General features: G+C 62.4%; 12 protein-coding genes. 5 read left to right on the forward strand and 7 right to left on the reverse strand.

The window, feature by feature from the left end:
* Positions 1–69 precede the first annotated feature (69 nt).
* Entirely contained in the window at positions 70–729 is a 660-nt protein-coding gene (locus tag Y882_RS00630; RefSeq protein WP_211259093.1) for a TetR/AcrR family transcriptional regulator, read from the forward strand.
* Positions 730–984: 255 nt separating this feature from the next.
* On the opposite strand, the gene Y882_RS00635 is transcribed toward Y882_RS00630, so the two are convergent.
* Positions 985–1,500 (reverse strand): VOC family protein, encoded by a 516-nt coding sequence (locus Y882_RS00635; protein WP_046969916.1) that lies wholly within the window; start codon positions 1,498–1,500, stop codon positions 985–987.
* Positions 1,497–2,780 carry an MFS transporter gene (locus Y882_RS00640; RefSeq protein WP_082120877.1) on the reverse strand — a complete coding sequence of 428 codons (1,284 nt, stop codon included), beginning with the start codon at positions 2,778–2,780 and terminating at the stop codon, positions 1,497–1,499. The genes Y882_RS00635 and Y882_RS00640 overlap by 4 nt, the downstream gene beginning before the upstream one ends.
* Positions 2,781–2,891: 111 nt before the next feature.
* Between Y882_RS00640 and Y882_RS00645 the strand changes: the two genes are divergently transcribed.
* On the forward strand, positions 2,892–3,800 hold the full coding sequence (locus Y882_RS00645) for a LysR family transcriptional regulator (protein WP_046969917.1): 909 nt from the start codon (positions 2,892–2,894) through the stop codon (positions 3,798–3,800).
* A gap of 42 nt (positions 3,801–3,842) precedes the next feature.
* Here the strand turns inward: Y882_RS00645 and Y882_RS00650 are convergent, their stop codons facing one another.
* Positions 3,843–4,985: an alkene reductase gene (locus Y882_RS00650; protein WP_046969918.1), complete on the reverse strand. Its 1,143-nt coding sequence runs from the start codon at positions 4,983–4,985 to the stop codon at positions 3,843–3,845.
* Positions 4,986–5,068: 83 nt separating this feature from the next.
* On the opposite strand from Y882_RS00650, the gene Y882_RS00655 reads away from it, so the two are divergent.
* Complete coding sequence (locus Y882_RS00655) at positions 5,069–5,458, forward strand: winged helix-turn-helix transcriptional regulator (protein ID WP_046969964.1); 390 nt, start codon at positions 5,069–5,071, stop codon at positions 5,456–5,458.
* A gap of 69 nt (positions 5,459–5,527) precedes the next feature.
* Here Y882_RS00655 and Y882_RS00660 read toward each other — a convergent pair whose 3' ends face one another.
* Positions 5,528–7,603 (reverse strand): TonB-dependent receptor family protein, encoded by a 2,076-nt coding sequence (locus Y882_RS00660; protein ID WP_244466136.1) that lies wholly within the window; start codon positions 7,601–7,603, stop codon positions 5,528–5,530.
* A gap of 293 nt (positions 7,604–7,896) precedes the next feature.
* Here Y882_RS00660 and Y882_RS00665 point away from each other — a divergent pair, with 293 nt between their 5' ends.
* A complete protein-coding gene (locus tag Y882_RS00665; RefSeq protein ID WP_211259095.1) occupies positions 7,897–9,525 on the forward strand; it encodes a PQQ-dependent sugar dehydrogenase in 1,629 nt (542 codons plus the stop codon).
* A 225-nt stretch (positions 9,526–9,750) separates the two neighbouring features.
* A complete protein-coding gene (locus Y882_RS00670) occupies positions 9,751–10,569 on the forward strand; it encodes an alpha/beta fold hydrolase (protein ID WP_046969920.1) in 819 nt (272 codons plus the stop codon).
* Positions 10,570–10,676: 107 nt separating this feature from the next.
* Here the strand turns inward: Y882_RS00670 and Y882_RS00675 are convergent, their stop codons facing one another.
* The 3 genes from Y882_RS00675 to Y882_RS00685 all read right to left on the reverse strand — a co-directional run bounded on the left by Y882_RS00675 (position 10,677) and on the right by Y882_RS00685 (position 13,841).
* A complete protein-coding gene (locus Y882_RS00675; RefSeq protein ID WP_082120869.1) occupies positions 10,677–12,371 on the reverse strand; it encodes a SulP family inorganic anion transporter in 1,695 nt (564 codons plus the stop codon).
* Positions 12,372–12,432: 61 nt separating this feature from the next.
* Complete coding sequence (ppk2, locus tag Y882_RS00680) at positions 12,433–13,248, reverse strand: polyphosphate kinase 2 (protein ID WP_046969966.1); 816 nt, start codon at positions 13,246–13,248, stop codon at positions 12,433–12,435.
* A gap of 311 nt (positions 13,249–13,559) precedes the next feature.
* A complete protein-coding gene (locus Y882_RS00685; RefSeq protein ID WP_046969922.1) occupies positions 13,560–13,841 on the reverse strand; it encodes a hypothetical protein in 282 nt (93 codons plus the stop codon).
* Positions 13,842–14,110: the final 269 nt, after the last annotated feature.

Consider the following 14,110-nt stretch of genomic DNA (forward strand, 5'->3'; position numbering starts at 1 on the left):
GGATAAGCATCATACTAAGCGCCCGTCAACCACTTTTCTTGCGGCCAGGTTTGGCCCTGGCTCAAGCGCTTGAGAGAATGGATCGTGAGAAGCACAACGACATCACCAAGCCTGCGCGATGGCCGCGCGGCTCAAGTCATCGAGGATAGATTTGTGGATAGTCAGGCAGGCATCAGCTCCAGGGACAAGATCCTCGACGTTGCGACGAAGATCGCGCAGGCGCATGGCTATGGCGGACTGAACCTGCGCACGCTTGCCGAAGAAGTCGGCATCAAGGCCGCGAGTCTGTATCACCACTTCCCGAGCAAGGCCGAGCTTGCAGCCGCCGTTGCCAAGCGCTACTGGGAAGACGCGGCCGCCGCGCTGGAGGTGCTGTCGTCAAAGACGCCCGACCCGGCCGATCGCCTGCGACGGTTTCCAGGAACCTTTCGAAAGTCACTGGAAAACGACAATCGCATCTGCCTGTGCAGCTTCATGACGGCCGAGTTCGACGACCTGCCCGACACCGTCAAGAAGGAAGTCGAGGCTTTCACCGACGTCAACGTTGCGTGGCTCAGCAAGACACTGGTCGCAGCGGGAATCGTGGGCACGAAGGACGCCAAGAAACGCGCCCATGCGATATTCGCTGCGGTAGCGGGCGCTCAGCTGATGGCGCGCGGCCGCTCCGATATCAAGCTCTTCGATGCCCTGATCAAGAACTACCAGACGGCAGGACTCTTGCCGTCGTAAGAGCGCCCTCGCCTGCCGAACCTGCGGGATCGACGAGGGCCATCAGCGACATGACATGCGGCGCGACTTATCAAACGCTAGAAAGGAATCCAAGCAAGTGGCGAAAATAGACCTCCTGGTCGTCCCACATGCACAGATGGCTGCCGTTGGGGCATAGCGCGAAGACCGCATGGGGCATGCTGATCGACGCGCTGACCGATGGCGGATCCAGGCAAGCCAGAGGCTAATGCGATCGGCAAGGCGCCAGATCGAAACCTATGCGTTGCCACGGCGGACTGAACCCCTCGCCCACTGATAGGCCTTTCCGTTCGGATAGGAAACCAGCTCCAGTTGCATGCCCCACGGACTGAGGAAATAAATCCAGGTTTCGCCAGCCGACGGTCCTTGCGTCATCACCGTCGGCTCGCCCATGACGGTCAGGCCGATCTGGTGCAGATAGGCCACCGCCGCATCCATGTCATCGACATAGAAGGCCAGATGGTGGCCGCCGATATCCGAGTTGCGGGGCGGCGTCTTGTGCTGGGTTTCGCTAGTGGCATAGCCGAAGATCTCCAGATTCGTATTGCCGGCGGTCATCATCACGATCTTGTCGATGACGGCATCGGCGGCAACGTTGAGATGGACGGCCATCCAGTCGTCGTTCGCTGCGAACGGGCCGAATTCATAGGCGACCTCGCAGCCGAAATGATCGCGGAAGAACGACACCGCTTCGTCGAGGTTGGGTACGGTAAAACCGACGTGATCCACTTTCTTGATGCCAGGAATGCTCATGTCTTTCTCGCGATAGTTGGATGCAGAGGACTTTGATCACTCTCCCCACACGCCACCGTCGTTGGCGTAAACACTTGGCAACGCGACAAGTCACCCGTATACGCCTGGGATGTTCTAAGTCGAGCGATGAAAGGAATGGCCAACAGCGCCAGGACGGCCATCGCCGTGGCCAGATAGCCAACCGCTGGCAGGCCCCAGTGCGGAATGACCAGGCCGCCGATCATGGCGCCCAACCCGATGCCGGCGTTGGCCGCGGAAACGTTGAGCGTGCCGGCCAACGCCTGGGCGTGCGAAGCCACGCGCATCACACGCACCTGGCAGATTGGAAACAGGGCCGTATAGGCAATACCCCAAAACACGAACGGCAGGTCAAACCAACCGCGCGCGCCTGCAAGCGACACGCTCGCCGCCATGCCGATGCCCAGGATCACCACGAAAAAGGCCGTGGCGCCAAGCGGACTGCGATCCACCGCGCGCCCGCCGAGCCAGTTGCCGATCAGGCCGATCGCGCCAAATCCCATCAGCCACCAGCCGACCTGCCCAGGCGCGATGCCGACCAGGGTTTCCAGCGTGTCCGCCAGGTACGTATAGGCGGTGAACATCGCCGTGAAGATCAGCACCGACAGACCGACATGGGCGACAAAGCGCGGATCCCTGAGAATGCGCGCCTGTTCGACGAGTCGCATGCGCCGCGGCAGCGCCAGCGTCGGCATGAAGGCCGCGATCAACATGGCCATCAACAGCGACAGGCCTGCCAATAGCGCAAAGGCGACACGCCAGCCAAAAGCGTGCGCGGCCAGCGTGCCCAGCGGTATGCCAAACAACAGCGCCGCCGAAATGCCCAGATACACCATCGACACCGCACGCCCGGCGCGCAGCGGTCCGGCAAGTTGTCCGGCAGTCTCGCTGGCCGTTCCCCAGAACACCGGGAGCAAAAGTGCAGCGATAAATCGCGCCAACGCGAGCACCCAGATATTCGGCGCCATGGCAGCGAGTGCATTGGACACGGCAAAGATCAGCAGGATGATCACGAACAGACGCTTGCGCTCGACATGCGACAGCAGGCCCGTCAGCAGCGGGCCGAACAGCATCACCGTGAACGCAAACAACGTCACCAGCTGCCCGGCGGCAGAGATCGAGATGCGCAGTTCATGCGCCAGCGCCGGCAGCAGTCCAACGATCAGAAACTCGGTCGTGACGATGACAAAGGCAGCGACCGCCAGGATGGCAATGGGCGCTGCACCACGCCCGGTCGGCGTGGCTGTTGGCAGAGATGGCATGAACGTCATCAGGCGTAGCAAGGGTTGGACTAGCTTATTGCGGATGCCGCATCTCTATAGCGGTATTATTTCCAGTGATTCTGGAATACATGTCCATAATGTGAGCGCAACATGACTCCCTCCGAGCGACTCAAAGGGCTTGAGGCCTTCGTCTTTACGGCGGACTCCGGCAGCTTCACCGCGGCAGCCGAGCGGTTGAACCTGACCAATTCAGCGGTCGGCAAAAGCGTGGCGCGACTGGAGGCGCGACTGGGCGTCCGCCTGTTTGAACGTTCCACGCGAACGCTGTCCCTCACCGACGCGGGCGCCGCGTACTACCGCACGTGCGCACGCGTGCTTACCGACCTCGCAGAAGCAGAGTCGATACTCGCCGCACAACGTGTGGAGCCCATCGGCCATCTGCGCCTGGATCTGCCTGCCGCCTTCGGGCGCATGAAGGTGTTGCCGCTGCTGTTGCCATTCTTCGCGCAGCATCCCAACCTGCGCCCGCATCTTTCGTTCACGGATCGCTTCGTGGATATCGTGGATGAAGGTATCGATGTGGCCGTGCGCATCGGTGGCGCGAATATCTGGCCTGATGCGCTGGGCCATCAATACCTGGGCGCCGAACGACTGAGCCTTTGCGCCTCGCCCGCGTACATTCAACGGCACGGCTCGCCGCAGTCGGCGGCGGAACTCCATCAGCACGACGCCGTCGTCTATGGTCGCGCCGATGGCAGCACCATCCCCTGGCTGATCGCGCAGGACGCCGGCCCGCCGGAACAATGGACGGTGGAAGCGACGATGGCGCTCGGTAGCGGCGAAGCCGTCGTCAGCGCCGTCAAAGCCGGCTGCGGCATCGCTCAGCTGGCCACCTGGCTGGTACGGGACGAACTGCAGGAAGGCACGCTGGTGAAGCTACTTCCGCAGCTCGAAGTGCAAGGCCTGCCGCTCAATCTCGTATGGCCACGCAGCCGTCAGTTGCAGCCCAAGGTCGATGCGATCCTCAAGCTGCTCACTGCCAAGTTGCGTATCGATTGAGTTCAACGCGCCCTGTACGGCGAACGTCTCACGCCAAGTCGATCAACCCGTGGCCGCCCTGCAGACGGGAAAATCGGTATAGCCCTTCTCACCGTCGCGTGTGTAGAAGTCCGAGCGCTCGGCCTCGGCCAGCGGCCAGTCATGCCTGAGGCGTTCAACCAGATCCGGGTTCGCGATGTATGGGCGGCCAAACGCTATGAGATCGACCAGGCCGCCATCCAGCGCGGCCTGCGCCGTTGTCCCGTCGAATCCGCCACACCAGATCAGACTACCGGAGAAACTCTCGCGCACTTTGCGCATCAGTGCGTCACTCAGATGCGGCTGATCAAAGTTGCCATCCTGTGCGTTGCCCGAGGGCATCAGCTGGTAAACCATGTGCAGATAAGCGATGCCGCGCCGGCTCAGCTCGCTGGACAGGTACAGCAAGGTTTCCTCGACCCGCGGATCAGCCGGCATGCTGCCATACCGACCGAACGGCGATAGCCGCACACCCACCCTGCCCGCGCCCAGAATCCGTATCGCGGCGTCTACCACTTCCAGTAACAGCCGGGTGCGATTCTGAGGTGACTGGCCGCCGTACTGATCCGTGCGTGTGTTCAACACCGAATTCATGAACTGATCGAACAGATAGCCGTTGGCGCCATGGATTTCCACGCCATCGAATCCCGCGCTCAATGCATTGCCGAACGCCGCCGCAAACTCGTCGACCACCACCGCCGTCTCCGCCGTCTGGATCTGCCGCGGCGTACTGGCGCGCAGGAAGGTGAGCCTGCCGCTGGCATCGTGGATAAACACATCCGATTCGCTTGCGCGCTCGGCAGTCGCACCCCAGGGGGCCTCGCCGTTGGGCAGCATCGAGGTATGCGCCAGGCGGCCGACGTGCCAGGTCTGGAGGAAAATCGTCCCGCCATGTCGGTGGACTTCGTCGGTGACCAGACGCCATCCGCGCACCTGCTCCTGCGTGTAAATGCCTGGCGTCCACGCGTATCCTTTCGTATGCAGGGACACGTCGGCGGCCTCTGTGACGATCAAACCGGCGCCCGCGCGCTGGCCGTAATAAGTGGCCATCATGGCGTTGGGCACATCGCCCGGGGATGTCCGGGTCCGGGTCATTGGTGCCATCACAGTGCGGTTTTTCATCACGATTTGATCGCCCAGCGCGTGGCTTTCGAACAACGTAGTCATTAGCGTTTCCTCGATAGGAAGATCCAATGCACGTACGTTAGGACGCTTGAATTCGACTATCTACACACCAATTGGTGCGCATCATGACCATCATCAAACGTCTACCCGGATTACCCATTGAACGTGCGCTCGGCGTCATTTCCGGACGCTGGAAAGCGGTGATCATCCACGTGCTGTTGCGCGGCCCGAAGCGCACCTGTGAACTTGAACAGCAAATTCCATCGCTGACTCAGAAAGTACTGATACAGCAGTTGCGCGCGCTGGAAGAACACGGCCTGGTTTATCGAAAGGTGAGCGCCGACGACACACGCTGCGTCGATTACGGGCTGACACCGCTGGGCTTGAGCCTCGAACCACTGATCGTGCAATTGCAGAAGTGGGGTGAGCACCACGCTGAGGCGCTGGGCGACACCGAGCGATTGCTGCCCTGCGAAGCGGTGGTTCGTCCGGTCCCGAAGACGGCAAAGAAATGAGCCCTTCGAAACCGCGATCGAGGCATGTCGGAAGCAGACGCCCGTGGCTCAAAGCCACATGCTGGCCACTCAGAACACCAGCCTCGCCCCGAACATCCACGTCCGCGCCGGCGCCGGCTCGTAATAGCGACCATTGCCGTCGTTGACGATGACCGACCCGACATAGCGATGATCGGCAAAGTTGTTCACGCGGGCGCTCAGTTGCATGCGTGCTGACTCCCCCAGCGGGAAGGCGTAAGTCACGTCGGCGTCGGCGATGACGTAGCCGGCTGCGCGCGCGGTGCCGAAGTCGTTTGCCGTCGTCGGGCCCGCAGCGGTGAGCGTAAGGCCCTGACTCCAATGCGCGTCGCCATCATGACGCAGCAGCAAGGAGCCGTAGTCTTCCGGCACGCCCGGCATGCGGCTGCCGGCGTGCACCGGCACGTTTGGCGCGAGGCATGGCGTGGCGGTGCAGGTAAGGAAGCTGCTGCGGAACTGTGCCTGCAGGTGCGTATAGCCGGCGACCAGATGCCAGGATGGAGCGATTTCGCCGTCCATCGACAACTCGACGCCCTGCCGCCTGGCCTCCGGCACGTTGCGATAAGTCGTGCGTCCATTAACGCTGGCATCGATCGCCAACTCGTCGCGCGTGTCGGCGCGGAACAGCGCCGCGTTGAAGAACAGCATCTGCGTCGCCTGCCATTTCGCGCCCAGCTCGATGTTGTGGCTGTGTGCAGGCCGCAGGTTGAAGGCTAGGCCTGGCTGGCCGTCGCTGCGATAACCCAGCTCGTTGTAGCTGGGCGTTTCGAAGCCTTCGCCGTAGCTGGCGTAGAGCCGAAGGTCGTCACCTGGACGCCATTGCAGGGCGACCACCGGCGTCGTGGCCGCATAGTTCACGTTGCCGCTGTCATCGGGATTGGATGGTGTTACGTAGTAGTCGTGCGCACTGAAGCGCACGTCGTCATGGCGCAGTCCCAGCATCAACGCCCAGGCAGGCTCGAAGTGCCAGTACCACTGCGCGTACGCATCGACGTTGTTGACGTTGTCGTCCTCGTCGCGACGCAGCGCGCCTTTCACGCCCAGCGTGTCGCCCACGAAATTCTCGTAACCAAGGCGATGTTGCCGCTGGTAATCGCCACCGCCGCCAAGCACGAATTCGTAGTCGCCGCCCAGCCAGTCGCCGCGATGCGTCCAGCGCAGGTCCGCGCCGCCATAGTGCGTGTCCGGCTGCACGACGCCGCCGGGCTGCAACGGATTGGCTTGAGTGGCGACGGGAATGGACTGGTACTGGGTGATTTCTCGCTGACCGTAGTACACCATCGCGCGCCATTGGCCGTCGTCGCCGGAAGGCCGTTCGTAGATCAGACCTAGCTGATCCTGGCGGGTGCTCTTGCGCGTGTCGAACTGCTCGGCCACGGGCGATGCCTGCCGCGGATCCGCCTGCAGCTGCGCCTTGGTGAGGCCCATGGGGTCCTGCGCCACGGGTTGATCCAGATGGTTCATCACCAGCGTGAGTGTCCGCCCCTGCCCCAGGTCAAAGCCCAGGCGCGCATGCGCCGTCTGGCGGTTGACGCGGCTGTGGTCGCGGTAGCCGCCGGAGAGCAGCTGCGAAGCGGCGACGTTGTAATCCATCGCGCCGACGGTGCCGCGCGTATCGGCGAGATAGCGGAAGCTGTCGTTGCTGCCGGCGTAGACACCCAGCGTCGTCTGCGGCGTGGCCGTGCCTGGTGCACTCCACAGCTGCACCACGCCGCCCGCGGCATTGCCGTAGAGCACGGAGTACGGGCCACGCAATACCTCCACGCGATCGGCCACGTCAAAATCGAAATGCGATACCTGTCCCTGCCCGTCCGGCAAGGTGGCAGGAATACCGTCGACATAAAGGCGAATGCTGCGCACGCCAAAGGTGCTGCGCGAGCCGAAGCCACGGATGGAGATCTGCTCGTCCTGCGCGTAGTTCTGCCGATCGCGCGCCAGGATGCCCGGCACGCCCACCAGCATCTCGGAAAGATTGATGCCGGGATTGCCGACCTGCGCCGGCGCCACCTTGACAACGCTGAGCGCCGCGGGAACATCCAGCGGCGGCATGTCGAGGCGACTGGCATTGACCTGCACGGCCGGCAGCGTCGCCTGCTGTGCGCTGGTCATCCACGGCCAAGACGTCATGCACGCTGCGCCGATCATCAGGTGGACACGCCGCAACTGCATCGCCCCTCCCGTGGCATCGAAGGCAGCAGACTATCATCACGAAAGCCTGTCGATGGATGCAAGTGACAAATATGTCATTCGCGACATGCACCACATCCACCTATGCTGGGGCATGCTTGTGCGTGGCCATGCCATCTGGACGTCCGTTTGATGTCCCATGACTCTTACATGACAGTGCTCCCGCCCTATCCCCGAGGAACGACATGAACGGCTCAAGGCCCGCCCCCAAGTCACGCCGCGTCAGAGCGCTCATGGCCATGGCTGCGCTGATCGGCATGGTTTCCATGCCTTCGCTGGCCCAGCAGGACGTGGCGCGTTTCCACAATGCGCCCGCCGCCACGGACAAGACGCCGAACCCCTACGCCGGCAAGGCGGACGCGGTCAACGACGGCAAGACGCTGTACGGCTCGTATTGCGCGGCCTGCCACGGCGTGGCTGCGCAGGGCAACGGCAACGTACCGCCACTGGCGAGCACGACGGTCAAGAAGGCTCCGCCAGGTGCAGTGTTCTGGTTCATCACGCACGGCGACGTGGCCAACGGCATGCCCGCGTGGGATTCGCTGAGCGAAGAGCAGCGCTGGAAGATCGTGACGTACCTCGATTCGCTGGAACCGGGCAAGCCCGCCGCCGGCGCACCGACGGCAGTGGCCTCCATGACGCCCGGCAACTGGCCCGCGCCAACGCCGCCATTCACCGATTTCCGTTACGAATCCCCGGGCACCAGCCGCAAGATCACCGCGGCCGATCTGCCCCAGCCCTACGCCACCAAGTCGGCCGGCAACGCACCGCAACTGGTGGCTCGCCCGGCTGATGTGTGGCCCAAGGCGCCACCGGGCTTCAAGGTGGAACTGTTCGCCACGGGGCTGGACAATCCACGCCTGCTGCGTACCGCGCCCAATGGCGACATCTTCGTGGCCGAGACCAAGGCCGGCCGCATCACGCTGTTCCGCGGCATCACCGCCGATGGCCATCCCAAGGAAACGCACGTCTACGCCACCGGCCTCAACCAGCCGTTCGGCATCACGTTCTATCCGGCCGTCCATCCGCAATGGATCTATGTGGGCAACACGGATGCCGTCGTGCGTTTCGCGTACAAGGACGGCGATGTGCAGGCACCCGGCAAGCCCGAGCACATCGCAGACCTGCCGCACAGCGATGGCGGGCACTCCACACGCGATATCGCCTTCTCGCCGGATGGCACGCGCATGTACGTGTCGGTCGGTTCGAAATCCAACGTGGACGATACCGATACCACGCCGGAAGAAAAGAACCGCGCGGACATCCTGGTGTTCAAGCCCGATGGTTCGGACATGCACATCTACGCCAGCGGCATCCGCAATGCGGTGGGGCTCGCGGTCGATCCCAAGAGCGGCGAGTTGTGGTGCTCGGTCAACGAGCGCGATGGCCTGGGCGACAACCTCGTGCCCGACTACATCACCCACGTGCAGGAAGGCGGATTCTACGGCTGGCCGTGGTGGTACATCGGCAACCATCAGGACCCGCGCAACGCCGGCAAGCATCCGGAACTGGCCAGCAAAGCCATCGTCCCCGACGTGCTGCTTCACCCGCACAACGCCTCGCTGCAACTCACCTTCTACGACGGCACGCAGTTTCCCGAGGCCTATCGCGGCGACATCTTCGCCGCGGAGCACGGCTCATGGAACCGTTCCGCACGCGTCGGCTATGAAGTGATCCGCGTGCCACGCCACGGCACCGCGCGCGCCAGCGGCGACTACGAAGACTTCCTCACCGGCTTCGTGCTACCCAGCGGCCAGGCCTGGGGCCGCCCTGTCGGCATCACCACGGCCGGCGATGGCTCGCTGCTGGTCAGTGACGATGGGTCAAATGTGATCTGGCGGGTGAGTTACGTGGGCGGCTGAGAGGAGCAACCTGTTACGCGCACGTTGCGGCGACCCGCAGTGGCAGGGTTGTCGATGTCCCTTTGGCTCGATAGCGGACCATACAAATCCCCCTGCTTCGCTTCTATAAACATGCGAACCACACGCAACGATAACGTCGTGACAAGGGAGTCACGCTCGCGGTGCTATTGAACGACGTTCACCGCCCGAGATGCAGGGGACAAACCACGCGAGGAGGTATCAGCGATGCCTACAATCACCACACCGGACGGCGTAGAGATCTTCTATAAGGACTGGGGATCCGGTCAGCCTATCGTCTTCAGCCATGGGTGGCCCCTGTCAGCCGACGACTGGGATGCCCAGATGACGTTTTTCCTTCAGCACGGCTACCGCGTGATCGCCCATGACCGGCGCGGGCACGGTCGGTCCGATCAAGTCGGCACCGGCAACGACATGGACCACTGGGTCGCCGACCTCGCTGCACTGACCGGGCACCTCGGCCTCCGCGACGCGATCCACATCGGGCACTCCACCGGTGGCGGCGAGGTGGCTCGCTACGTCGCGCGGCATCAGGACCGGGTCGCCAAGGCAGTGCTGGTGGCCTCGTTGACGCCCAACATGGTGAAAACCGACGCGAACCCTGCCGGTCAGCCGCAGGAGTTTTTCGACGCGGTTAGGGCAGGAATGCTTGGCAATCGATCGGAGTTTTACCGGGCAGTCCCGGAGGGTCCTTTCTACGGATTCAACCGTCCGGGCGCCAAGCCGTCTGAGCCGGTGATCGCGAATTGGTGGCGCCAGGGCATGGCCGGCAGCGCCCAGGCTCATTACGAGACCGTCTCCTCCTGGCTGGAGGATTACACCGAAGACCTGAAGAAGATCACCGTGCCGGTCCTGGTCATGCATGGCGAAGACGACCAGATCGTTCCGTTCGCCAGCGCGGTACCTCGCGCGGTCAACCTGCTCTCGAACGGTAAGCTCAAGACATACCCTGGCTACCCGCATGGCATGCTGACCACCCACGCTGACGTCCTCAACCCGGACCTTCTCGCGTTTATCAAATCCTGAAGGGACGCCGGCACGACCAGAACTGGGCAATTCGAGTGGCGCGCTCCAAAGGGTGCGCCACTCAATCTCTCGAGGCCGCCGCTGTAAGGAGCAACGACGACTGCACTTTACGGCTTCCAGTCCACCTTGTATTCCTCAAGATAGGCGTCGACGGCGGCGCCTATGGTGGGATATGGGGTGCCGAAGCGCTCCAGCAGCGAGAAGCGCTCCATTTTTTCCTTGACGGGATCTTTGATCTCGGCGAAGCGCAGTTCGATGCCAGATTCGCGCAGCGACCGTTCCAGCTCGGCAAGCATGTCCGCTGAGGTCACGTCGATGCTGGTGACCGGCTCTGCGGCGACGATGATTCGTCGTACCTGTGTTGGCGAATGCGCCACCGCCTCCAACAGGCGCTGATGGAACAGCTCGGCATTGGCGAAGAACAGCGGCGCGTCCCAGCGAAACAGCACGAGCCCCGGAATACGACGCGCGGCAGGATAGCGTTTGATATCGTGATAGCCCCTGATGCCGTCAACTCGGCCCATCACGGCATAGTGCGGGCGCCAGCCGTCCCAGAGAAATTCCATGATCGCTATGGCGATCGCGATGCCGATGCCGGGAATGACTCCCAAGACGGCGACACCGACGAAGCAAGCCATCGAAAGCCAGAATTCCCACGGCTGGATGCGAAGGATGCGGCGCAGGTCGTCAAACTCGAACAAGCCGATCGCCGCGGCGATCACCACCGCCGCCAGAGCGCTGCTGGGCAAGTATTCCAGCAGGTTCGGCGCCAGTAGCAGCAAGAGCGCCACCGCCAAGGCGCCGACCACACCCGCGAGCTGAGTCTTTGCGCCTGCGGCTTCGGCAACCGGTGTGCGCGACGAGCTGCTGCTGATCGCAAATCCCTGGAAAAGCCCAGCCGCCAGGTTGGCGGCACCCAGGCCGATCATTTCCTGATTGGGATCGACGACGGCACGGGTCTTGGCTGCATACGTGCGCGACAGCACACTGGTGTCAGCGAACGCCACCATCGCCACGGCGCAGCCGCCGATCAGCACCTGGCCAAGGTCAGCCACACCGATCCATGGCAGGGCGAACGATGGCAGGCCCTGTGGGAGTGGACCAAGCACCTTGATTCCCGCGCTCTCTGCCAGGCCAAACCAACCGACCACGATCGTGGCGGCGACCACAGCGATCAGGAGTCCGGGGATTCGCTTCCAGCGCTTGAGCAAGAGGATCATCGCCAGGGTGCCGATACCAACGAAGAACGCCACCCAATTGGCTCGACCTTCAACAATCGCCCGGACAATCCGCACGACGTTGCGCAGCGGCCCGGCGCTTTCGACGGAAAAGCCCAGCAACTTGGGTAGCTGACTGATGAGCACCGTGAGCGCAATCCCGTTCATATAGCCGTAACGGATCGGCTTGGACAGCAACTCGGTGACAAATCCCATGCGCGCAATGCCGATCAAAATGCACACCAGCCCAGACACGATCGCCATCAGGCTGGCAACGGCCACGGCACGTGCCGGGTCGCCTGCAGACAGCGGAAGCACCACTGCCAGAATCACCGCGGCGAGTGACGAATCGGGCCCCAGCACCAGAATTCGGCTCGGACCGAACAGCGCATAGACGAGCAACGGGACGATGGTGGCATACAGGCCATTGATGCCCGGAACACCTGAAGCCACGGCGTAGGCAATGCCGACCGGGACAAGCATGGTGGTCAGCACGAGGCCGGCCATCAAGTCGTGCGCCAGCCAAGCCGCTTGGTATTGGCGGGCGATTTGCACTCCGGGTAACCAACGCAGCCAGCCGCTCATGCTTGGTCCTTTGCCGATTGGGGTGGGTCGTAGGTGCGCATTGAACGATCGCCAGCTGCCGTCAGTAGTGTTCCTTTACGTACTTGATGGGGTAGTCCGGTTCGACGTAGTCGCCGATCTTCTGCCGTTTCGGGAACTTGATTTTTTCGAGCGGCACCTCTTTATAGGGCACTCGGTCGAGCAAGTGCCGGATGATGTTGAGACGTCCACGGCGCTTGTCGTCTGTGCGCGCCACGTACCACGGCGCATACGGGGTGTCGGTCGCGGCAAACATGTCATCGCGGGCTCGCGAATAGTCGTACCAACGGCCATACGACTTCAGGTCCATCGGCGAGAGCTTCCAGAGCTTGCGTCCATCGTTCGCTCGCTCCTTCAGTCGCCGGGTTTGCTCCGCTTCGCTGACTTCCAGCCAATACTTCAGAAGGACCACGCCCGACTCGACGATCGCCTTCTCCATCAGCGGCGCCACCTGCAGGAATCTGCGCACCTTGGCTTCCGGCGTGAACTCCATCACGCGCTCGACGCCGGCGCGGTTGTACCAGCTGCGATCGAAGATAACGACCTCCCCTGCTGCCGGCATGTGGGCCATGTAGCGTTGCATGTACATCTGGCTTTTCTCGCGATCCGTCGGCGCGGGCAAGGCCACCACCCGGAACACCCGAGGACTGACCCGCTCCGTCAGGGCCTTGATCGCGCCCCCCTTCCCCGCCGTATCACGCCCTTCAAATACCACACAAACCTTGAGCCCTTTGGCGACAACCCACAGCTGCAGTTTGACCAGCTCGACGTGCAACTTCTCGAGCTCCGCCTCGTACTCCTTCCGCTTCATCTTTTCCGGCGCCGCGCCGGCTGCTTTGTCTTCTTTGTCGCCCTTCATGTCGTTTGCTCCCATGTGGGTCGTGATCGCCTGCAGTGATCTCAACCGCTCAACCGCCACTTAGTGATTGAGGTACACGCTCCTCGCTGGGGAATTTCCAACAACATCAGCAACACATGGACCATCGAGCTCGGGCACGCGAGTAACGGACATCTATCCCGACGGCTGTGATGTGCCGTCTCCGCGACAATCTTCCGCGACACATAGCCAAGGTTGAGATGATGTCAGTCCAAGCGGAACAAACATCGCCCTGACCTAAGCCATGAACATCCGTGATCGCGTGGCCCGCAGTCGGATACCAAGCGCGCGCTTTATTGCCCGCCTTTCTCATTCTCGGTGGCTTTGATGATGATCTCGCCATAGAGCTGGACGATCCTCGCACCCAGGGTATGGAACTCCGGATTACGCACAACGAACTTCTCCGCCTCTTGAGCATCTCTGAGCGCCTTCTTCAGAAATTCGAGTTCGGAGTCACTTAGGCGTTCGCCGCTGTCGATTCGCTTCTTTATCTCGAGCGTTCGAGGCAGCCGGAACTTGACGAGCCGTTCGAGCAATGCCTGGATGGTACCCGCGTCATCTGCCTGGTCGGACATCAGGGGTCTCCTGCCTGCGAGCGAAGCCTAATTCTACTCTTCCACGCCGTGTCGCTTCGCCACCACGAAACCTTCATCGAGCGATGCAAGGCCGCGCGCCTGAAAATGGCTGTGACCACCCATGGCGCCGGAAATTGACGGCCGACCGTTGAGCACCGAAGAAGTGCCCGCCCCATCTACAAGGGCGCTGGCGACGGACACATTCAATGCTTGACTACGCAAAGCCAGACCAAGGGAAGTGCCTGTGCGCTTCGGTTTGTAGGCCGCGA

This window comes from Dyella japonica DSM 16301, assembly GCF_001010355.1.
Classification (GTDB): domain Bacteria; phylum Pseudomonadota; class Gammaproteobacteria; order Xanthomonadales; family Rhodanobacteraceae; genus Dyella; species Dyella japonica.

What these genes read in the sequence shown, in the direction of transcription:
- Y882_RS00650 (WP_046969918.1), bottom strand. Translation starts at nt 4,985, where the DNA reads ATGACTACGTTGTTCGAAAGCCACGCGCTGGGCGATCAAATCGTGATG.
- Y882_RS00670 (WP_046969920.1), top strand. Translation starts at nt 9,751, where the DNA reads ATGCCTACAATCACCACACCGGACGGCGTAGAGATCTTCTATAAGGAC.
- Y882_RS00655 (WP_046969964.1), top strand. Translation starts at nt 5,069, where the DNA reads ATGACCATCATCAAACGTCTACCCGGATTACCCATTGAACGTGCGCTC.
- ppk2 (WP_046969966.1), bottom strand. Translation starts at nt 13,248, where the DNA reads ATGAAGGGCGACAAAGAAGACAAAGCAGCCGGCGCGGCGCCGGAAAAG.
- Y882_RS00645 (WP_046969917.1), top strand. Translation starts at nt 2,892, where the DNA reads ATGACTCCCTCCGAGCGACTCAAAGGGCTTGAGGCCTTCGTCTTTACG.
- Y882_RS00685 (WP_046969922.1), bottom strand. Translation starts at nt 13,841, where the DNA reads ATGTCCGACCAGGCAGATGACGCGGGTACCATCCAGGCATTGCTCGAA.
- Y882_RS00660 (WP_244466136.1), bottom strand. Translation starts at nt 7,603, where the DNA reads ATGACGTCTTGGCCGTGGATGACCAGCGCACAGCAGGCGACGCTGCCG.
- Y882_RS00640 (WP_082120877.1), bottom strand. Translation starts at nt 2,780, where the DNA reads ATGCCATCTCTGCCAACAGCCACGCCGACCGGGCGTGGTGCAGCGCCC.
- Y882_RS00675 (WP_082120869.1), bottom strand. Translation starts at nt 12,371, where the DNA reads ATGAGCGGCTGGCTGCGTTGGTTACCCGGAGTGCAAATCGCCCGCCAA.
- Y882_RS00635 (WP_046969916.1), bottom strand. Translation starts at nt 1,500, where the DNA reads ATGAGCATTCCTGGCATCAAGAAAGTGGATCACGTCGGTTTTACCGTA.
- Y882_RS00665 (WP_211259095.1), top strand. Translation starts at nt 7,897, where the DNA reads ATGGCCATGGCTGCGCTGATCGGCATGGTTTCCATGCCTTCGCTGGCC.